This is a genomic window from Mesorhizobium sp. WSM4308 (genome assembly GCF_002294905.1).
Lineage (GTDB): Bacteria > Pseudomonadota > Alphaproteobacteria > Rhizobiales > Rhizobiaceae > Mesorhizobium.
This window is the reverse complement of sequence record NZ_NSFW01000004.1, coordinates 269,684-289,059: the sequence shown is the minus strand read 5'-3', so window position 1 is coordinate 289,059 and position 19,376 is coordinate 269,684. Positions and strand designations below refer to the sequence as shown.

Genomic DNA, 19,376 nt, shown 5'->3' with positions numbered 1-19,376 from the left:
ACTAGCCCGCCTTGCGGCGCAGCTTCCGCGCCAGATCGGCCCATGGATCGACGCTTTCGGCGGCCGGCGTGACGCCTCGGCCTAGCAGCACCGTCGAGGCATCGAACGGCGTCGGTCTGGCGATCCCATAGCCCTGGGCATAGTCGACGCCGATGGTCTTCAGCGCGGCGACGATACCGTCGCTCTCGACGAACTCGGCGATGGTACGCTTGCCCATGACCTTGCCGATGTGGTGGATCATCTCGACCATGGCGCGGTCGATGCGGTCGTCCAGCATGTCCTTGACGAAGCTGCCGTCGATCTTGAGGTAGTCGACCGGCAGGTGCTTCAGATACGCGAAGGACGACATGCCGGAGCCGAAATCGTCGAGCGCGAAGCGGCAGCCCAAGCCGCGCAGATCGGCAATGAAACGCATGGCGTTGGTGAGATTGGCGATAGCGCTGGTTTCGGTGATCTCCAGGCAGATCATGGCAGGCGAAATGCCATGGATGAGGAATTGCTCGCCCAGGAAGCCGAGAAAGCTTTCGTCGCCGAACGTCGCGCCGGAAAGATTGATGGCGCATGTTGCGATGGGCGGCGTGCGCGGATCGGCCTGCCGGGCGGCCAGGATGCGGAAGGTGTTGCGCACCACCCAGCGGTCGATCGACGGCATCAGGCCATAGCGCTCGGCCGCGGGAATGAAACTCTGCGGGGTGACGAAGTTGCCGTCTTCGTCGGTCAGCCGCAACAGGATCTCTATATGCGCTCCCACCTCGACGATGTCGTCGTTGAGCGGCCAGATTTCCTGCGCATGAAGCCGGAAACGGTCTTGCACCAGCGCGGCGTGCAGACGCTGCACCCAGGCCATCTCGCCGAAACGCTCGCGCAAGTCCACGTCGCCCTCGCTGTGGACCTGGACGCGGTTGCGGCCCTTGTCCTTGGCCATGTAGCAGGCGACGTCGGCGGCCCGCAGCGTTTCCGCGATCGTCACCTGCGCATTGGCGATCTCCACCATGCCGATACTGACGCTGGTGTTGAACGTCCTGCCATCCCAGGCGAAATGCAGATTCTGCACAGCCGCGCGCAGCCGTTCGGCGATGTCGCACGCTTCGTCGGCTTCACAATCGACGAGCAGCACGCCGAACTCGTCCCCGCCCAATCGTGCCAGCACGTCGCCCGGCCGCAATTCGCAGGTCAGCAGCGCCGAGATCTGGCGCAGCAACTGGTCGCCCGCCGCATGGCCGCACGTATCGTTGACAAGCTTGAACTGATCGAGATCGAGATACATCAAGGCGTGCTGCCGGGGCTGGCCCTGCAATTCGACGATTGTCCTTTCCAGCCGGCTTTCGAAATCGCGCCGGTTGGCGAGCCCGGTCAACGCATCATGCGAGGCCTGCCACGAAAGCCGCTCGATGTAATCCTCTTCTCGCGTCATGTCGTGGAAGGCGAGCACGGCGCCGACGACCTCGCCGGAAACGAGCAACGGTGCGCCGGTCAATGCGACGGGAACAACGGAGCCGTCCGGCCGCTGCAGCAATTGTGGACGGGCGCTGGAACGGCGCGCTTCGCCGGCCAGGAGACGCTCGACCAACTGCGTTTCTTCAACGCCGGTGCCCTTGTCGATGAGGCGAAAGAATGCTGCGATGGGTTTGCCCCTTGCAGCGCCGAGCGGGCAGGCCAGCAGTTTCTCGGCAACCGCATTCATGTAGTCGAGCCGCCCGTCGCGGCCGGTGCTGACGACGGCCTGGCCGATCGAAGCCAGTGTTATCTGGGCGCGCTCGCGCTCGGCATTGAGCGCCAGCTGGAAGGCCTGGCGCTGCGCAAGGAGCTTGCGCGTACGCCACACGGCAAGCAGGATCAACAATGCGGCAGTGACGAGATTGGCAAAGGTAAGCAGCATCTGGATGAAGCGCGATCCCTCGCCGAGACTGTCCGAGAAGGCCTTGGACAATGGAGTGACCTGACGATCGAGCCGATGAATTTCCGCCTTCCAGGCGCTGATCTCGGCTGTCGACGCCGGCCCCTTGCCGAGTGTCGCATGCATCGTATCGCCGAGCCGCTGGATGGCGAGGATCATTGCGTCGGCCGCCGCCCAGTGCCGAATAGCGGTATCGAGATAGCTGAACTTCCGGAAATTCTGGAACAGCCAGATCAGCCCGGCAACGTCGTCCGCGTGGTTTCTGCCTTGCAGAAAGCCTATGCGCGCTGCCTCTGCATCGGGTTCGGGCTGCTCGAGCGCCAGGCGGGCCGAGCGGTCGGCAAGCGGAACGGCGATCGCTTCGCGATACTCGGTGAAGAACGCCTCTTTGCCGGTATCCGCATAGAGGCTGAGGAAATAGATGGCGTGCTTTTGCCCCTTGGACCACTGGCTTTCCCCGCCGACATAGGCGCGAACCGCCGAAAGCGTGTACAGGCTGAGGCTGGCGACCAGCGCCTGGACGAGGACGACGGCGATGAACGGCCAGACGAGCCCGAGAAGACGGGGGCTGGCGTCCAGCGATGATGGCGTCTTCGAATTCACGGACGTGCCATGATCCTGTCAGCGCGTCTGTCCGACTGTTTCACCCGTCGGTTAAGACGATTCTCTGCCCCTCATGTCGCGCAAATGGCGACGACAACCGCTTATCACGAGGGACTTAACAGCCAATAAATAGCTCCGTTCGCTTTGAAGCCTTTTCTTGAGTTGGGTGACTGAATATTACGCAGCGTCAATTGACTGTTTGAACTTGAATCGGTTTGTATTCGAAGCTTATCAGTCCTTTTCGGCCTATAACCGCGCGGGTTAGGGCAGGGCCTCCGCTGCAAGACATGCCTGTTCGAGCATCGAGGCATCCTCGCCGAAGGCTCGAGTGGCGCGGGCCGCCGCCTCGGGCAGCGGCCGTTTCATGCGCTGAAGGAAGGCGGCATCGACGTGCGTGCTCGGCCCAGCCAGCGTCAAGGCGCCGAGCAGGACGCGTCCCGGTCCGAACACCGGTGCCGAGACGCCCGCCGTCTCGGGGTCCCGGTCGCCGACGGCGAGGCAGGTCCGGCGTATGGTCTCATAGGGCTCGCCCGCCTCGCCGGAAAATGCCGCAAGCACGCGTCCGCCCGAACCGACGAGCAAAGGCAACAGGTCGCCCTCGCGTATGGTGTAGCGGATCGGGTGCTTGGATTCGACGCGGTAGAGACAGGTGCGGACGTCGCCCGAGCAGACATAGAAGGCAACACACTCCCAGCTGTGCTCGGAAAGGTCGCGCATGATCGGCAGCAGGATGTCGACCGCCACGACCGAACGCTGATAGAGCGACCAGGCCGCACTGCTCGGCATTGCGCGGGCGCTGCCGTCGACCATGGGCCGCAGGCGTCGTCGATCGCCATCGCCCGCATGGCGGCAACCTGCGGTGTCGGCATCAACAGCGCCATGGCCTCAGCCATCAATGCACTCGGCGACGTGCATGGCGGCGCCGGCGAACAGGCGCAGTCCTTCTACGGTGATATCGCCAAGGCGATCGATGGCGGGGCGGCGTTGGGGAGGCGGTCTCGGCACGGCTCGACCGGTTCTTCGTCGAGGAAAGGGGTTATGTGCCGGGGCTCGGCCACCGCTTTCACCCGGTCGATCCGCGCGCACCGCGCCTGCCGGAACTGACCCGCGAATTTGCCACGCGTGGCGTCGTCAATGGAGGGTTCGCCGACATCGCCGAGGCGATCGAGGCGGAGGTCGCACGCCGCAAGGGCAAGAGGATACCGCTCAACATCGATGGCGCCACGGCCGTCATCTATGCGAACTCGGCTTCCCGCCGCCGCTGACGCGCGGGCTCTTCGTGCTGTCACGTTCCGTCGGCATCCTGGCGCACGCCTGGGAACAGTCGCAGCAAAGCGAGCGCAACAAGGGGCTGCTGCCGCGCGAATGGTTGTGGGTCTATACCGGCATGCCGGTACGCCCTCTCCCCGAAAAGGGTGGTAGGAGCGGCTGAGGAATTGTCCTCAGGTTGCATCGGTCGGCGTGGGCTGGGGAAGTGTCAGGGTCTTCACCAGCGTCGAAAGATCCGGTTCGTCGATCAACATCGCCGCGTCGGCCGGCGTCAGCCATGCCCGCTGTCGCCGCTTGGCCTCCTGCCAGTTGGCCAGTTCCTCGGTCACTTCAAGCAGGTAGACGATGACATCGACATGGACAAAGCGGTTGGCCAGCCGCTTCCAGTAGGAATAGGTGCCGGCCGGCTGCTTCAGGGTCTTGCCAAGCACGCCGGCTTCTTCCATCGCCTCGATGGTGGCGGCCTTGCGTCCGTTCTTGCCTTTCATCGGCCATCCCTTGGGGACGATGAAGCGCCTCGTCGTTCTCGACGTGACCAGCATCACCTCGAAACTCCCATCCGCGGTCAAGCGAAAGGGGATCGCCGCCACCTGGCGGATTCTTTCCCCTTTCTTGGCCCGGCGTGCGGCCTTTTTCTTCGTGGTTTTCATCTGCAATAGTCCAGTCGGTCAGTGCCCCATAGCGTGACGCGGCGCCTTTGCAAACCCAAACTGCCGCAGGGGCACCCTCAAGGTCCCCTACCATGTAAGTCGGCTAAATAAAAGAAGCCCGCCTGTCAGCGGCAATTGCTCACGGCCGTGCTGCCGATGATCTGCGTCTGGCAGCCCGGCCTGACCCGTGGCACGACCGGCGGTGGCTGCTGGACGATCACGCGGTCCTGGTCGCGGTACTGCTGTTGCTGCTGCTGGAATTGCTGCCGCTGAATGCGGCTCTGCAAGGCCTGCAGATCGTTCTGCTGGATCGGCGCGTTGCTGTTGATCGCGGGATTGGCCACCTGCGCGGAAGCGTGCAGCGCAAAGCCGGCTAAAAAAGTAGCGGCCAGCACCGCCGACGCAAGTCTCATCAATAGTCGGCGCGCCGACATCGGCACATTCTTGCTAAAAATCCTGTTCATTCCCGCAATATAGGGTGTTTGTCCGGCGATGCCATGGCGGTCCATCGGTCGCCTTGAAATCAATCGTGACCCCGCCCTGTCTCGGCCATCCGGCCAGCGGCCACGGATTGCAGGCGACGCCAGCGCTGGAGACCGGCACGGACATCGCGCCAGCATCGCCTCTTATCGAAGGCCCGGGGGCAGAGTTCTTCTCCAACACAAGGAGCGGAGATCGAAGGCCGCTTCGCGGTGGCGGAGAATCTGCCCGGCAACCTCGCATTGCACTTGACGGAAGCGATCGATTCGCCGCTCTATCGGGTCGGCGCCGGCCTCGAGCTGAATGGCGCCGGCATGTCCGCCAGGGACAATGGCGTCTTCGGGGAAACGGTCAAACAGAATGCAGTCAGCGCGCCTCTCAAGGTCAGTTTCCAGGCTGGCTCGAGGCGGAGCCGGGCGGGAGAGGTCTTGATGAGGAAATACGCGTATTTGGTTGCGATGCTGGGTGCGGCCTGCATCGCCGGTGTGCCGGCCGTGGCCGCGCAGACCAAAGGCGACAAGGTGGCGGCTCCGCCCGCCGCGGCCGATGCGCCACAACTGCCGGGCGGGGCATCGGCCTTGTCCGAAACCCATGGCGACTGGACGGTCAATTGCCAGATATCGGGCACGAACAAGGTCTGCAGCCTGTCGCACCAACAGTTCAACAAACAGAGCAACCAGCGGCTGCTGGCGATCGAGCTGTCGAGCAAGACCGGCGACGAGGCGACAGGCACTCTTGCCCTGCCGTTTGGGCTGGCGCTCGCCAAAGGCGTCACCCTGACCATCGATGACCAGAAGCTGGACGGCAGCCTGGCATTCAACACTTGCCAGGCCGTCGGCTGCCTGGTGCCGGTGGCGTTCGACGCCAATGTCACGCCGCTGCTCAAGAATGGCACGACGCTGAAGATCGACGCCTTCGCGGCGGATACGGGACAAGCGGTGAGCTTTTCCATTCCGCTCAACGGTTTCGGCGGCGCGCTCGCCCGTACGGCGGAGCTCTTGTCAAACTGACCGCTCAGTCCGGAATCTGATGCGCGGCGTCCAGCTGGCGTCGCGTGTAGTCTTTGATGTTCGCAATTCCCTAGGGAAGGCGCTGCGCGCTTTTCCAGGGAAAACCGCTCACACTTTTCCTGGAATTGCTCCAATACACGTCAAACGACGATCGTTTTCAGCCGCTCGGCAATGAGGGTGGCGAGCCGCGCCGCCACCTCGTCCTTGGTCATTTCGGGCCATTCCTCGACGCCGGCCTTCGACACGATCCGCACCCGGTTGCGATCGCCGCCCATGACGCCTGAAGGGCCGATGCCGCTTTCGTGCGACACATCGTTGGCGACGATCAGATCGGCGCCTTTCTTCGCGAGCTTGGCCTGGGCATTGCGCAAGAGATCCTGCGTCTCGGCGGCGAAGCCGACGACCAGGCCGGGTCGCTGGCTGTGATGGCCGACGCCGGCAAGGATGTCGGGGTTCTCCACCATGCGCAGCACCGGCGGTCCTTCGCCCGCCACCTTCTTGATCTTTTCGCCGGCCGAATTCTCGCTGCGCCAGTCGGCGACGGCGGCGACGAACACCGCGGCATCGGCGGGCAAAAGCTGTTCGACCGCATCGCGCATTTCCTGCGCACGTTCGACATGAATAGTCCTCACGCCAGCCGGGTCGGCGATGCTCACGGGACCGGAGACGAGGCGCACATCGGCGCCAAGCCTTGCCAATGCGGCGGCGATGGCGTGGCCCTGCTTGCCGGAGGAACGGTTGGCGATATAGCGCACCGGGTCGATCGGCTCATGCGTCGGGCCGGAGGTGACGATGATCCTACGCCCCGCCAGCGGCTTGGGGCCGGCATCGAGCAGCGCCTCGACTGCGGCGACGATCTCCAGCGGTTCAGCCATTCGGCCTTCACCGGCCTCGTTGCTTTCGGCCATCTCGCCCCTGGCAGGGCCGACGAAAGTGACGCCGTCCTTGCCCAAGGTCGCGCGGTTGCGGCGGGTGGCCGGATGCGACCACATTTTCGGATTCATCGCCGGCGCCATCAGTACCGGCTTGTCGGTGGCCAGCAGCACAGTGGAGGCCAGATCGTTGGCGTGACCATTGGCGAGCTTGGCCATCAGATCGGCGGTGGCGGGAGCCACGACCAGAAGATCGGCCTCCCTCGACAGCCTGATATGGCCGACATCGTGCTCGTCATTGCGGTCGAACAGTTCGGTGAAGACGTGGTCGGCCGACAGCGCGCCAACCGACAGCGTGGTGACGAATTCCTGCGCTGCGGCAGTCATCACCACCCTTACTGCCGCACCATGCTCGCGCAGCCGGCGGATCAGGTCCAGCGCCTTGTAGGCGGCGATGCCGCCACCGATGATAAGCAGGATGCGCTTGCCGGAAAGCGTGCCCCGCGGAAGGATCTTGCCCGCAGGGGCCGCAACCGCGGTCGCCGCACTGTGCATGCTGGTCAGTTCGCGCAAGGTGTTTTCGATCTGGTCGATGCGGCCGGATCCGATCTGACCGTCGACGGCGGCCCGGATCATCACCCTGGCCTGCTCCTCCATGGAGCGGTTGTTTTCCGCCGCCAATCGGCGCAGCAGCTCCTTGACCTCATCGTCAAGGTTGCGGATCGTGATGCTTGCCATGTGATTGCACTTTGCTCATGCCGGCCGAAGGCGATGATAGCAATGCAATCAATTTGCCGCAAGTTGCGGGCTCACCCTTCGTTTTTTCAGGTCTAAAGAATCTTCCATGCGATACAGACCAGCGTCAGCGCGATCACCCACAGCGCGACGCGGCCGGAGCGGCTGTAGCGTGCCTCGGCCTTGCCGATGGCACGCGCCGTGGTCTCGTCGAAACGCAGGCCGTGCTCGGCCATCAGGTCGATCTCGCGCGACAGCCGGTCGGTGCGCGCGGCAAGCTCCGGCGCCTGGCGAGCGAGCGTCAGCAGCGCCTTGGCGCCGTCGCGCGCATCGATCATCATGCTGCGGGGGCCAAGGTTTCCTGCGATCCAGCTGCCGACCACCGGCTCGGCGGTCTTCCACATGTTGAAGCCCGGATCGAGCGTGCGCGCCACGCCCTCGACCACGACCATGGTCTTCTGCAACAGGATCAGTTCCGGCCGCGTCGCCATGTCGAAGAGTTCGGTCACCTCGAACAGCAGCGTCAGCAGCTTGGCCATGGAAATGGTCTCGGCCGGCTGGCCGTGGATCGGCTCGCCGATGGCGCGGATCGCTTGCGCGAAGGCCGCGACATTGTGCTGGCGCGGCACGTAGCCGGCCTCGAAATGCACTTCGGCGACGCGCAGATAATCACGCATGATGAAGCCGTAGAGGATTTCGGCGAGGAAGCGCCGCTCCTTCTTGCCGAGACGTCCGGCAATGCCGAGATCGACGGCGACGATGGTGCCGTCCTCCTCGACGAACAGATTGCCCGGATGCATGTCGGCGTGGAAGAAGCCGTCGCGCAGCGTATGGCGCAGGAATGACTGGACGAGATTGGCGGCGATCGCCTTCAGATCGTGGCCGGCCTCCTCCAGGCCTGCGATGTTGTTCATCTTGACGCCGTCGACCCATTCCATGGTCAAAACGTCACGGCCGGTGCGCTCCCAGTCGACGGATGGCACGCGAAAGCCCGGATCGTCCTTGGTGTTCTCCCCAAGTTCGGAGAGCGCCGCCGCCTCGAGGCGCAAATCCATCTCGATCTTGGTTGTCTGCGCCAGCGTCTCGGTCACCTCGACAGGCCGCAGGCGGCGCGAGGAGGGGATGTATTTCTCCTGCAGGTGGGCGGCGAGGAAATAACTTTCGAGATCCTGGAAGAAGCGGCGGCGCACGCCGGGCCGGATGACCTTCACCGCGACCTTGGCGGCAGCGCCATCATGGATGGCTTCGGCGGCATGGACCTGGGCGATCGAAGCGGCGGCGACGGGGTCGCCGAACTCGGCGTAGAGATCACTCACCTTGCGCCCGAGCGAGGCTTCGATGGCCGCTACCGCCTCAGTTCTCGGGAAGGTGTGCATCTTGTCCTGCAACATGGCGAGATCGAGCGCCATGTCGTTGCCGACGACGTCGGGCCGCGTTGCCAGGAACTGGCCGAGCTTGACATAGGACGGGCCGAGCCGGACCACTGCCTTGGCCAGCCGGTCGCTGCGCTCATAGGCGAGCGCGCGGCGGCGGGTGAACAGCCGCGCCAGCCGCCAGCCGAATTTCGGCAGGCCTGACAGTTCCTCGCCCGGCAGGGCGGCGATGACGCCCTCGCGCACCAGCACCCAGCCGGCCCGCGCGAGCCTGAAACCGGCGCCGACGCTGCTCATGGCCGCACCAAGGCCGGTTCTTGAGACCGGCATGAGCCATATCGAGAATGGGAAATGCGGGCCAGCCTCAAAGCTTCCAGCCCGAATGAAGCGCGGCAATACCGCCGGAATAGTTGCGGAAGGAAACACGGTCGAAACCGGCGCGGGAAATCATTGCCGCGAAATTCTGCTGGTTGGGGAATTTCGCGATCGATTCAACCAGATAGGAATAGGGCTCGCCGTCGCCGGTAACCATCTTGCCGATCTTGGGGATGGCATTGAACGACCAGGCTTCATAGGCCTTGTCGAGCAACGGCATCTCGACCTCGGAAAATTCCAGGCACAGGAACCGGCCGCCGGGCTTCAACACGCGGAACGCTTCTGCGAGCGCGACATCGATGCGCGGCACGTTGCGGATGCCGAATGCGATGGTGTAGGCGTCGAAGGTGGCGTCGGTGAAGGGCAGTTCCTCGGCATTGGCCTCGACGAAATCGGTGTTGCCGGACAGGCCTTTCTTTTCGGCCCGGTCGCGGCCGACAGCGAGCATCGAGCCGTTGATGTCGAGCACGGTGGCGTGGGCGCTGCCATGGCTGGCATCGACGATGCGGAAGGCAATGTCGCCGGTGCCGCCGGCCACATCCAGGACCTTCCAGCCCGGCCGCTTCGGCGGGTTGAGCCAGGTGACCATGGCATCCTTCCACAGCCGGTGCAGGCCTGCCGACATCAGGTCGTTCATCAGGTCGTAGCGATTGGCGACCTTGTGGAAAACATCGTTGACCAGGGACTGCTTCTCGCCTTCCCCCACACGCTTGAAACCATAGGAGGTTTCCATGCCGCCCGCGGCCGTGGTTCTCTCAACTGACATTTTTTTGATCCGTCATAAAACCGGCGGGACCATAGCCGATCGATGCTGTGGGCGCTATTGTTTAAGGCGCGGTGTTCAGCCGCGCTTCCAGGTGGTGGGTTTTCAAGACCTGGACTGACCGACGGGATGTTTGAATGCCTTTGAAAGCGGAACTGCACTGCCATATTGAAGGGGCAGCGGCGCCAGAGCTCGTCATCCGCCAGGCGCAGAAATACGGCGAGGATGCCTCGCCCTATATCCAGAACGGTTCCTTCGTCTGGCACGATTTTACGTCCTTCCTCGCGGCTTACGATTTTTCCGCCGATCTGTTCCGCACCGAAGAGGATTACGCGCGGCTGGCCGATCACTATCTGACCAGTCTTGCCCGCGATGGCGCCATCTATTCCGAAGTCTTCACCTCGCCGGACCATGCGACGAAAGCCGGGCTCTCGCCCAAGGCCTATACCGATGCGCTGGGCGAAGGCATGCTGCGCGCCAAGGCCAAGACCGGCATTGAGGGCCGCATGATCGTCACCGGCGTGCGCCATGTCGGCGTGGAATCGATCGAACGGGCGGCACGCTTCGCGGCGCGCTGCGGGAATCCGCTGGTCACTGGCTTCGGCGTTGCCGGCGACGAACGCGTGGGCGAGATGGAGGACTATGTCAGGGCTTTCGAGATCGCGCGCGAGGCCGGGCTCGGCATCACCATCCATGCCGGCGAGCTGACGGGCTGGGAGACGGTCCAGGCGGCGCTTGACCATATCCGCCCCTCGCGCATCGGCCACGGCGTGCGCGCTATCGAGAACCCGGATCTTGTCCGGCGCATCGCCGACGAAGGCATCGTCCTGGAGTGCTGCCCCGGCTCCAACATCGCGCTCAAGGTGTTCGACAGTTTTGCCGACCATCCGTTTCCCGCCTTGCAGGCCGCCGGCTGCAAGGTGACGCTCAACTCCGACGACCCGCCCTATTTCTGGACCTCGATCAAGCGCGAATACGATATCGCGGCGGAGCATTTTGCCATGAACGAAAAGGCGCTTGCCGCCGTCACCAGAACCGCCATCGAAGCCGCCTTTGTCGACAGGAAGACCAAGGCGGCACTTTTAGCCCGGCTGAACGGCGCGGCGCGCTGATTTTCTTCCGACAAAGCTGTGGTCGATGGCGGCCAAGCGGTTCCTTGGCCGGTCCATAGTCGCTAGGGTCGTTCCAGCTGCCTGAAGCGCGTCCGCGCGCCGGGCGACACGCATCAGGAGAACATCATGAAGGGCGTCACCGTCGTCGACCATCCGCTTGTCCAGCACAAGCTGACCATCATGCGCAAGAAGGAGACGTCCACGGCCGGTTTCAGGCGGCTGTTGCGCGAGATATCGCTGCTGCTCGGCTACGAGGTCACGCGCAATCTCGAGCTGACGACGACAACGATCGAAACGCCGATCGAGACCATGGAAGCGCCGACGCTGGAGGGCAAGAAGCTGGTGTTCGCTTCGGTGCTGCGCGCCGGCAACGGGTTGCTGGAAGGCCTGCTTGACCTGGTGCCGGCGGCGCGCGTCGCCCATATCGGCCTCTATCGTGACCACGAGACGCTGGAGGCGGTCGAATATTTCTTCAAGGCGCCAAGCGATCTCGCCGACCGGCTGGTGATCGTCGTCGATCCGATGCTGGCGACGGCCAATTCGGCGATCGCGGCTATCGACAAACTGAAAGGGCGCGGCGCCACCAACATCCGCTTCCTCTGCCTTTTGGCGGCGCCCGAAGGCATCGAGCGTTTCACCAAGGCGCATCCGGACGTTCCGGTCTTCACGGCCTCCATCGACCGCCAGCTCAACGAGAAGGGCTACATCATGCCCGGCCTCGGTGATGCCGGCGACCGCATGTACGGGACGAAATAGCAGCAGGCAAAATTCCTGGTACTGTTTACCGAATATTTACGCAACGGCGCGGTTTTAGCCCCCGTTAAAGCGGCAAATACCATGCCGGGGCTAAACGATTGGCTCTCACGAAGGCCGATCCATGCTGCGCAAGCTTCTCATCCTCAGCGTCTTTGCCGGGACATCGGCATCGATCCCGGTCGTCTATCAGTCGAATCCGCGGATGTTCGAAGACCTGCTGAAATCGACGGTGACGGCCAGGCCCGAGGTCGAGGCACAACCGCAGGTCAACCTGGCGTCGGTTCCCGACAGACCGGCGGCGCCGCTGGCGACCGGCCGCAAGGTCGTCGTCACCGCGGACGGGCGCGGGCATTTCTCGTCGACCTTCAAGCTCAACGGCCGTCAGGTCGACGGCATGATCGACACCGGCGCCACGCTGGTCGCCGTCAACACCTCGACGGCACGCAGGATCGGGCTGTCGCTCAATCCGTCCGATTTCAGCCATGAGGTCAACACCGCCAACGGCTCGATCAAGGCGGCGGTGGTGACGATCGACCGCCTGCAGATCGGCAGCATCAGCGTCGACGGCGTGCAAGCCATCGTGCTCGACGACAGGGCGCTCAGCACCAATCTGATAGGCATGAGTTTCCTCAGCCGGCTCGGCAAATATCAGGCCGAAAACGGTACGCTGCTGCTCATCCAATAATCAACCGCGCGGCAGGATCCGCCGGATGACGGTTTTGTCCGCCGGCGGCTTCGAGGTGCCGATCGCATAGGCCGAAACCACGGTGGCGGCGGCCGCCTCGGCATCGGAGGGCGAGCGGGCGTGGACCAGTGCCAGCGCGTCTCCGGCATGGACTTCCGCGCCTATGGGCAGCAGCCTGGTGATGCCGACGCTGGGGTCGATCTTGTCGTCAGGCCTCGTGCGCCCGCCGCCCAGGCCAACCACCGCAAGGCCGATGTCGCGGGTGGCGATGCCGGTGACGAAGCCGTCCGTCGTCGCCCTGACCGCGAATTCCGTGGCTGCCACGGCCAAATATTTTTCCGGCTTCTCGATGAAATCGGCGGGGCCGCCGAGCACCGCCACCATGCGGGCGAAGGTGGCGGCGGCGCGGCCGCTGGTGAGCGTCTCGGTGGCGCGCCGCAAGCCATCCTGGTTGGACGACACCAGTCCCGTCGACTGCAGCATTTCGGCGGCCAGCGCCAGCGTCACATCCTCCAGCCGCCGGTCGCGCAGACGGCCGGTGAGGAAATCGACGGCGCTGCGCACCTCGACGGCATTGCCGGCGGCCGAGGCCAGCGGTTCGTTCATGCCGGTGATCAGCGCCGAGACCTTCAGTCCGGCGCCGCTGGCGACCTCGACCAGGCTGTTGGCGAGCGCGGTCGCGTCGCGCGACTTCTCCATGAAGGCGCCATTGCCGACCTTGACGTCGAGCACCAGCGAGCCCAGACCGGCGGCCAGCTTCTTGGACAGGATCGAGGCGGTGATCAGCGGGACCGACTCCACGGTGCCGGTGACGTCGCGTATGGCATAGAGCCGGCGGTCGGCGGGCGCCAGATCGGCGGTCTGGCCGATGATGGCGCAGCCGGTTTCCAGCACCGCCTGGCGAAACAACGCGAGATCGGGCTGGGTGATGTAGCCGGGGATCGCATCCATCTTGTCCAGAGTGCCGCCGGTATGACCAAGGCCGCGGCCCGAAATCATCGGCACATAGGCACCGCAGGCGGCGACGATCGGCGCCAGCATCAGCGAGACATTGTCGCCGACGCCACCGGTCGAATGCTTGTCGGTGACCGGGCCGGGCAGGTCCGACCAGTCGAGCACATCGCCGGAATCGCGCATGGCCAGCGTCAACGCCACGGCCTCGTCGCGGTTCATGCCGTTGAAGAACACCGCCATGGCGAAAGCCGCGGCCTGGCCATCGGTGACGGCGCCCGAGGTCACGCCGCCGATGAAGGCAGCGATTTCACCGGCCGAGAGCCTGTGACCGTCTCGCTTGTGGCGGATGATTTCCTGCGGAAGCATCAGCTCTCCAGCAGTCCGTCGCGGAACACTCTGTGCAGGACCGTTGCCAGCCGCGACCCGCCGACCGGCGCCATGTCCTTGGTCTCCTGGTGCGAAAGCTCGGCTCCGGTCATGCCGGCCGCCAGATTGGTGATGACCGAACAGGCGGCGACGCGCAGGCCAAGGAAACGGGCGAGAATGACTTCCGGAACGGTCGACATGCCGACGGCGTTGGCGCCCATGATGCGCGCCATGCGGATTTCGGCCGGCGTTTCGAAGCACGGGCCGGAAAACCACATATAGACGCCCTTGTGCAACGCGGTGCCGGTTGCCTTGGCGGCGCGTTCGATCGCCTTGCGGATGCCGGCATCATAGGCTTCGGTCAGGCCGACGAAGCGGCGGTCGCTGGGCTCGCCGATCAGCGGATTGCTGCCGGAGAAATTGATGTGGTCGGTGAGCATCATCACCGAGCCCGGCGGCATGTCCGGGTCGACCGAACCGGCGGCGTTGGTGAGGATCAGTTTGGTGATGCCGATGCCGGCGAGCACTTCCAGCACCGGGCGCATCGCCGCCGCGTTGCCGTGCTCGTAATAATGGGCGCGGCCGGACAGCATCAGCACCGGCTTGCCGGCAAACAGGCCCGCCACCACTTCGCCGGCATGGCCGCTGACGCCGCTTCTGGGAAAGCCGGGCAGGTCGGCATAGGGGACGCGGATCGGGTGCTCGATCCGGTCGACAAGGACACCGAGGCCCGATCCCAGCACCAGCGCCGTCGACGGCGCCAGGCCGTCCAGCCTTTCGATGAGATGGTCCACCGCCTTTTCGGTCATTGCAGCCCGCTCTTCATTTGAGCCAATTCCTCATTTCAAGATGTCGCCGCGGAAACCATAGGGCAGCATGTCACCCATGGTCACGGTCTCGGCCACGCCCGTATTGTCGCAGAGGTAGAGTTTTGTGTCCGGTTGGCAGAATTCGGCCAGCCGCTGGCGGCACCCGCCGCAGGGCGAGCATTTGGCCATGCGTTCGGCAAGGACGGCTATTTCGACGATCTTGCCGCCGCCGCCCATAATGTAGTGGCCGAGCGCGGTGGTCTCGGCGCACCAGCCTTCCGGATAGGAGGCGACTTCGATGTTGGCGCCGGTGAAGACGCGTCCGTCCTCGGTGCGCAAGGCCGCGCCCACCGGAAATTTCGAGTAGGGCGCATAGGCCTTGGCCATGGCGGCTCTGGCCGCTTCGAACAGATCATGCGACATTTCAGTTGTTCTCTCCGATGATCGTGTCCAAAACCCGGCGCGAGGCACGCGCCGGGCCGTCAACCCTTAAAGCGCGTCGCGTCGAAACGGATTCAGGCGATGCGCTTTAACTCTCTGTTTTATGCATGTCGTTCTCCCAAAACCGAGGTCACTTTTGGGCGACATGCATTAGCGTTCCTTGACGTAGGGCACGCCGCCGGCACGCGGCGGGATGGCTTTGCCGATGAAGCCGGCGAGCAGAATGACGGTGAGGATATAGGGCAAGGCCTGCATGAACTGCACCGGCACCTTGCCGATGATCGGCAAGGGTGATCCCTGCAGGCGGATCGCCGCCGCGTCGAGGAAACCGAACAGCAGGCAAGCGAACATGGCGTTGACCGGCTTCCACTTGGCGAAGATCAGCGCGGCCAGCGCGATGTAGCCCTTGCCGGCGGTCATATCCTTCACGAAGCCGCCATTCTGCACCATCGACAGATAGGCGCCGGCGACGCCGGTGAGGATGCCGGTGCAGATCAGGGCGCGGTAGCGCAGCCAGGCGACCGAAATGCCGGCGGTGTCGACGGCGGCCGGGTTCTCGCCGACGGCGCGCAGCCTGAGGCCGAAGCGGGTGCGGAACAGCACCCACCAGGTGAACGGCACCATCAGGAAGGCGAGGTAGACCAGCAGCGAATGGCCCGAGATCAGTTCCGCATAGATCGGCCCGAAGATCGGCACGTTCCTGACCGCCTCGGCGCCGGGCCAGACAATCGCGTCGAACCGCTCGCCCGGCTGCAGAGCAGGCGTGCGCCCGCCCTGCTGGAACCAGGCCTGACCGAGGATGATGGTCGATCCGGCGGCGATGAAATTGATCGCCACGCCGGAAACGATCTGGTTGCCGCGGTGGGTGATCGAGGCGAAACCGTGCACCATGGCGAAGGCGATCGAAATCAGGATCGCCATGCCGAGGCCGACAAAGGCCGAATGGAACACGGAAGCAGCGGCGGCGCCGGCGAAGGCGCCGACCAGCATCTTGCCTTCCAGCCCGATGTCGAAGATGCCGGAACGCTCGGAAAAGAGGCCGGCGAGGCAGGCGAGCAGCAATGGCACCGACAAGCGGATGGTCGAGTCCAATATCTGCACGATGGCGATAAAGACATCCATCTCAGGCGCCCTTTCCCTTGACCGCTTCCATGCCGACCGACCTCGGACTGAACGAGGCGAACAGCGCCTGGATGTAAGGCCTGAACATGTGTTCGAGCGCGCCGGCGAACAGGATCACCAGACCCTGGATGATGACGATCATGTCGCGGCTGATCGCCGGCATTTCGAAGGCAAGTTCGGCGCCGCCCTGATAGAGCATGCCGAACAGGACCGCCGCCAGCACGATGCCGACCGGATGCAGGCGCCCCATCAGCGCCACGGCGATGCCGACGAAGCCGGCGCCGGAGACGAAGTCGATCGCGACATTGTGCTGGTCGCCCATCACCGGATTGAGCGCCATCATGCCGGCCAGCGCGCCCGAGATCATCATCGCGGTGATGATGATGCGGGTTTCCGAAATGCCGGCATAGCGCGCCGCCTTGGGGCTATGGCCATAGGTGCGCATCTCATAGCCGAGCTTGGTGCGCCAGATCAGCAGCCAGACCAGGAAGGCCATGAGCAGCGCCAGCAGGAAGGTGACGTTGAGCGGCGCCGAGCGGATCTTGGCGCCGAACAGCTCGATGATCCAGTTGAGTTTCGGCAGTTCGGCGCCGGCAAGGAAGTTGCGGGTCTGCGGTGCCTGCGACCCCGCTGGCTTCAGCGGTCCGACCAGCAGATAGACCATGATCGAGGCGGCGATGAAGTTGAACATGATGGTGGTGATGACGATGTGCGAGCCGCGCCGGGCCTGAAGGTAGGCGGGGATGAGCGCCCACAAGGCGCCCACAAGCGCCGAAGCGACGATGGCCATCGGAAATGTCAGCCACCAGGGCAGGGTGCTGTCGAAGGACAGGCAGACGATGGCGATGCCGAGGCCCGCAATGTAGGCCTGTCCCTCGGTGCCGATGTTGAACAGGCCGCAATGCGCCGCGACCGCCACCGAAAGCCCGGTGAAGATGAAGGTGGTGGCATAGAAGAGGGTGAAGGCGATGCCCGTTCCCTTGCCGAATGCGCCCTCGACCAGGATGACGGCGGCGCGGAACGGGTTCTCGCCGACCAGGAGCACGACGAAGCCGGCGACGATGAAGGCCACCGCCAGGTTGATCAGTGGGATCAGCCCATAGTCGGCCCAGGCCGGCAGTTTGGCGTATGGCGTGCTCAAAGTGCTGCCTCCTGGCGCTCGACGCCCGCCATCAGCAGGCCAAGCTCGCCCTCGGTCGCTTCCGGACCGCGCTCACCGACGATGCGGCCGGCAAACATCACCAGGATGCGGTCGGAGAGCGAGCGGATCTCGTCGAGTTCGACGGAGACCACCAGCACCGCCTTGCCCTGGTCGCGCATGGCGATCAGGCGCTTGTGGATGAATTCGATGGCGCCGACGTCGACGCCGCGCGTCGGCTGGCCGACGATCAGCACGCCCGGATCCTGTTCCATCTCCCGCGCCAGAACGATCTTCTGCTGGTTGCCGCCGGAGAAGTTCGCCGTCTTCAGGCGTGGATTGCCGGGCCGGATATCGTATTTCTCGATCTTGTCCTTGGCGTCGGCCATGATGGCATCGACGTTGAGGAACGGCCCTTTGAGATAGCGAGGGTCGTCGTGATAGCCGAGGATGGAATTCTCGTTCTCCTCGAAGGCCAGCACCAGCCCGACATGATGGCGATCCTCCGGCACGTGCGCCAGCCCTCGGTCGCGCAATTCGCCGGGGTCGGCGGCACCCGTCAGGTCGATCGGCTTGCCGTCGAGCATGACCGAGCCTGAAACGGCATGCCTGATGCCGGAAATCGCCTCGAGCAGCTCGGATTGGCCGTTGCCGGCGACGCCGGCGATGCCGACGATCTCGCCGGCGCGCAGGTCGAAGGAGATATCGTCGACCATGGTGACGCCACGCGAATCCTTCACCGTCAGGTTCTTGACCGCGAGCTTGACGGCGCCGGCTTCCGCTTCGCCCTTTTCGACCCTCAAAAGCACGCGCCGCCCGACCATCAGTTCGGCCAGTTCGCCCACCGTCGTCTTGTTGGTTTCGCGCGTCGCTACCATCGTGCCCTGGCGCATGACCGAGACATTGTCGGTGATGGCCATGATCTCGCGCAGCTTGTGGGTGATCAGCACCACCGTCTTACCCTGTTCCTTCAATTGTTTGAGGATGCGGAAGAGATGGTCGGCTTCGGCCGGCGTCAAGACGCCCGTCGGCTCGTCGAGAATGAGGATCTCGGCGCCGCGATAGAGCGCCTTGAGGATTTCGACGCGCTGCTGCAGGCCGACCGGCAGTTCCTCGATGATGGCGTCGGGGTCGACTTCGAGCCCATATTCCCTTTCGAGGCGGTCGAGTTCGGAGCGCGCCTTGGCGATGCTGCTTTTCAAGAGGGCATCGCTTTCGGCGCCGAGAATGATGTTTTCCAGCACCGAGAAATTGTCGACCAGCATGAAATGCTGGTGCACCATGCCGATGCCGAGCGCGATCGCGTCATTGGGGGTCTTGATCGATGCCGGCTTGCCGCCGACATGGATTTCGCCGCTGTCGGCCTGGTAGAATCCGTAGAGGATCGACATCAGCGTCGACTTACCGGCGCCGTTCTCGCCGACGATGCCGTGGATGGTGCCGCGCGCGATCTCCAGATTGATGTCGCGGTTGGCGCGTACGGCGCCAAAACTCTTGTTGATGCCGATCAGTTCGATTGCGGCTTGCGCCATGCAGCCAGTCCCACTCTTATTTTTTTATCGCTTGGTCAAAATGCCTAGCATGACGCCCGGCCCGTGCCAATTGGCCGGAGCAGTATCCACTCTCGGCAAATCCCGGTGCGCTTGTCAATTTCCAACGTGTCCGCAGGCTTCATATTCGCTAATATGACGGCGTCGAAATTCGCATCACGACGCAAGGCATTGTGGTGCAAGATCAGGGACTGCGAATGAACATGCCCGCCGACCGGCTGACGACGCTGGAAATCCGCGCCGCCGAGCAGGAAAGGACCATCGAGGAACTGTCGGGACAGATCGCCGAGCAGTGGACGGTGATCGAGCGCATGCAGCGCAAGCTCGACGCGCTGACCGATCGCTTCCTGGCACTGGAGGAGCAGGCGGCGCCCGACGTGCCGGTGACCAAGCCGCCGCATTGGTGAGGACGAGGG

The 19,376-nt window shown here is 64.1% G+C and carries 18 protein-coding genes and 1 pseudogene; 6 read left to right on the top strand and 13 right to left on the bottom strand.

What is annotated here, in order from left to right; all coding sequences use genetic code 11:
* Nucleotide 1: 1 nt before the first annotated feature.
* Both CK227_RS09435 and CK227_RS09430 read right to left on the bottom strand, forming a co-directional pair.
* Nucleotides 2-2,500 carry an EAL domain-containing protein gene (locus CK227_RS09435; RefSeq protein WP_095772508.1) on the bottom strand — a complete coding sequence of 833 codons (2,499 nt, stop codon included), beginning with the start codon at nt 2,498-2,500 and terminating at the stop codon, nt 2-4.
* 261 nt (nt 2,501-2,761) lie between these two features.
* Complete coding sequence (locus CK227_RS09430; protein WP_245318116.1) at nt 2,762-3,310, bottom strand: IclR family transcriptional regulator; 549 nt, start codon at nt 3,308-3,310, stop codon at nt 2,762-2,764.
* Here CK227_RS09430 and CK227_RS09425 point away from each other — a divergent pair.
* Nucleotides 3,293-3,932 (top strand): annotated as a pseudogene (locus CK227_RS09425) (citryl-CoA lyase); the annotation flags it as partial. The gene CK227_RS09430 and the pseudogene CK227_RS09425 sit on opposite strands and share 18 nt — an antisense overlap.
* 10 nt (nt 3,933-3,942) lie before the next feature.
* Here CK227_RS09425 and CK227_RS09420 read toward each other — a convergent pair.
* Together CK227_RS09420 and CK227_RS09415 are read right to left on the bottom strand one after the other, a co-directional pair.
* The gene (locus CK227_RS09420; protein ID WP_095772509.1) at nt 3,943-4,419 is read right to left on the bottom strand and encodes an NUDIX hydrolase; all 477 of its coding nucleotides are present in this window, start codon (nt 4,417-4,419) and stop codon (nt 3,943-3,945) included.
* Nucleotides 4,420-4,544: 125 nt separating this feature from the next.
* Nucleotides 4,545-4,928, bottom strand: coding sequence for a hypothetical protein (locus CK227_RS09415; RefSeq protein ID WP_245318103.1), 384 nt, complete (start codon nt 4,926-4,928; stop codon nt 4,545-4,547).
* Nucleotides 4,929-5,111: 183 nt separating this feature from the next.
* Here CK227_RS09415 and CK227_RS09410 point away from each other — a divergent pair, with 183 nt between their 5' ends.
* Nucleotides 5,112-5,909 (top strand): invasion associated locus B family protein, encoded by a 798-nt coding sequence (locus CK227_RS09410; protein WP_245318104.1) that lies wholly within the window; start codon nt 5,112-5,114, stop codon nt 5,907-5,909.
* Nucleotides 5,910-6,049: 140 nt separating this feature from the next.
* On the opposite strand, the gene coaBC is transcribed toward CK227_RS09410, so the two are convergent.
* The 3 genes from coaBC to ubiE all read right to left on the bottom strand — a co-directional run bounded on the left by coaBC (nt 6,050) and on the right by ubiE (nt 10,030).
* The gene (gene coaBC / locus CK227_RS09405) at nt 6,050-7,519 is read right to left on the bottom strand and encodes a bifunctional phosphopantothenoylcysteine decarboxylase/phosphopantothenate--cysteine ligase CoaBC (RefSeq protein ID WP_210421433.1); all 1,470 of its coding nucleotides are present in this window, start codon (nt 7,517-7,519) and stop codon (nt 6,050-6,052) included.
* A 92-nt stretch (nt 7,520-7,611) separates the two neighbouring features.
* Nucleotides 7,612-9,186: a 2-polyprenylphenol 6-hydroxylase gene (ubiB, locus tag CK227_RS09400; protein WP_095772725.1), complete on the bottom strand. Its 1,575-nt coding sequence runs from the start codon at nt 9,184-9,186 to the stop codon at nt 7,612-7,614.
* 67 nt (nt 9,187-9,253) lie between these two features.
* On the bottom strand, nt 9,254-10,030 hold the full coding sequence (ubiE, locus tag CK227_RS09395) for a bifunctional demethylmenaquinone methyltransferase/2-methoxy-6-polyprenyl-1,4-benzoquinol methylase UbiE (RefSeq protein ID WP_095772510.1): 777 nt from the start codon (nt 10,028-10,030) through the stop codon (nt 9,254-9,256).
* Between the two features lie 134 nt (nt 10,031-10,164).
* Between ubiE and CK227_RS09390 the strand changes: the two genes are divergently transcribed.
* The 3 genes from CK227_RS09390 to CK227_RS09380 all read left to right on the top strand — a co-directional run bounded on the left by CK227_RS09390 (nt 10,165) and on the right by CK227_RS09380 (nt 12,580).
* The gene (locus CK227_RS09390) at nt 10,165-11,139 is read left to right on the top strand and encodes an adenosine deaminase (RefSeq protein WP_095772511.1); all 975 of its coding nucleotides are present in this window, start codon (nt 10,165-10,167) and stop codon (nt 11,137-11,139) included.
* A 126-nt stretch (nt 11,140-11,265) separates the two neighbouring features.
* Nucleotides 11,266-11,895 carry a uracil phosphoribosyltransferase gene (upp, locus tag CK227_RS09385; RefSeq protein ID WP_010911460.1) on the top strand — a complete coding sequence of 210 codons (630 nt, stop codon included), beginning with the start codon at nt 11,266-11,268 and terminating at the stop codon, nt 11,893-11,895.
* A gap of 121 nt (nt 11,896-12,016) precedes the next feature.
* Nucleotides 12,017-12,580 carry a TIGR02281 family clan AA aspartic protease gene (locus CK227_RS09380; RefSeq protein ID WP_095772512.1) on the top strand — a complete coding sequence of 188 codons (564 nt, stop codon included), beginning with the start codon at nt 12,017-12,019 and terminating at the stop codon, nt 12,578-12,580.
* Here CK227_RS09380 and deoA read toward each other — a convergent pair whose 3' ends face one another.
* From deoA to CK227_RS09350, 6 genes are all read right to left on the bottom strand, one after another.
* Entirely contained in the window at nt 12,581-13,900 is a 1,320-nt protein-coding gene (gene deoA, locus CK227_RS09375; protein ID WP_095772513.1) for a thymidine phosphorylase, read from the bottom strand.
* Entirely contained in the window at nt 13,900-14,709 is an 810-nt protein-coding gene (locus CK227_RS09370; RefSeq protein ID WP_069093120.1) for a purine-nucleoside phosphorylase, read from the bottom strand. Before CK227_RS09370 ends, deoA begins: the two co-directional genes overlap by 1 nt.
* A 30-nt stretch (nt 14,710-14,739) precedes the next feature.
* Nucleotides 14,740-15,132: a cytidine deaminase gene (gene cdd / locus CK227_RS09365; protein ID WP_095772514.1), complete on the bottom strand. Its 393-nt coding sequence runs from the start codon at nt 15,130-15,132 to the stop codon at nt 14,740-14,742.
* Nucleotides 15,133-15,300: 168 nt separating this feature from the next.
* Nucleotides 15,301-16,272, bottom strand: a complete 972-nt coding sequence (locus CK227_RS09360) for an ABC transporter permease (protein WP_095772515.1) — start codon at nt 16,270-16,272, stop codon at nt 15,301-15,303.
* A 1-nt stretch (nt 16,273) separates the two neighbouring features.
* Nucleotides 16,274-17,413 carry an ABC transporter permease gene (locus tag CK227_RS09355; RefSeq protein WP_095772516.1) on the bottom strand — a complete coding sequence of 380 codons (1,140 nt, stop codon included), beginning with the start codon at nt 17,411-17,413 and terminating at the stop codon, nt 16,274-16,276.
* Nucleotides 17,410-18,942, bottom strand: a complete 1,533-nt coding sequence (locus CK227_RS09350) for an ABC transporter ATP-binding protein (RefSeq protein ID WP_095772517.1) — start codon at nt 18,940-18,942, stop codon at nt 17,410-17,412. Before CK227_RS09350 ends, CK227_RS09355 begins: the two co-directional genes overlap by 4 nt.
* Nucleotides 18,943-19,157: 215 nt before the next feature.
* Here CK227_RS09350 and CK227_RS09345 point away from each other — a divergent pair, with 215 nt between their 5' ends.
* Entirely contained in the window at nt 19,158-19,367 is a 210-nt protein-coding gene (locus CK227_RS09345; protein WP_095772518.1) for a SlyX family protein, read from the top strand.
* The last annotated feature ends 9 nt before the right edge of the window (nt 19,368-19,376 follow it).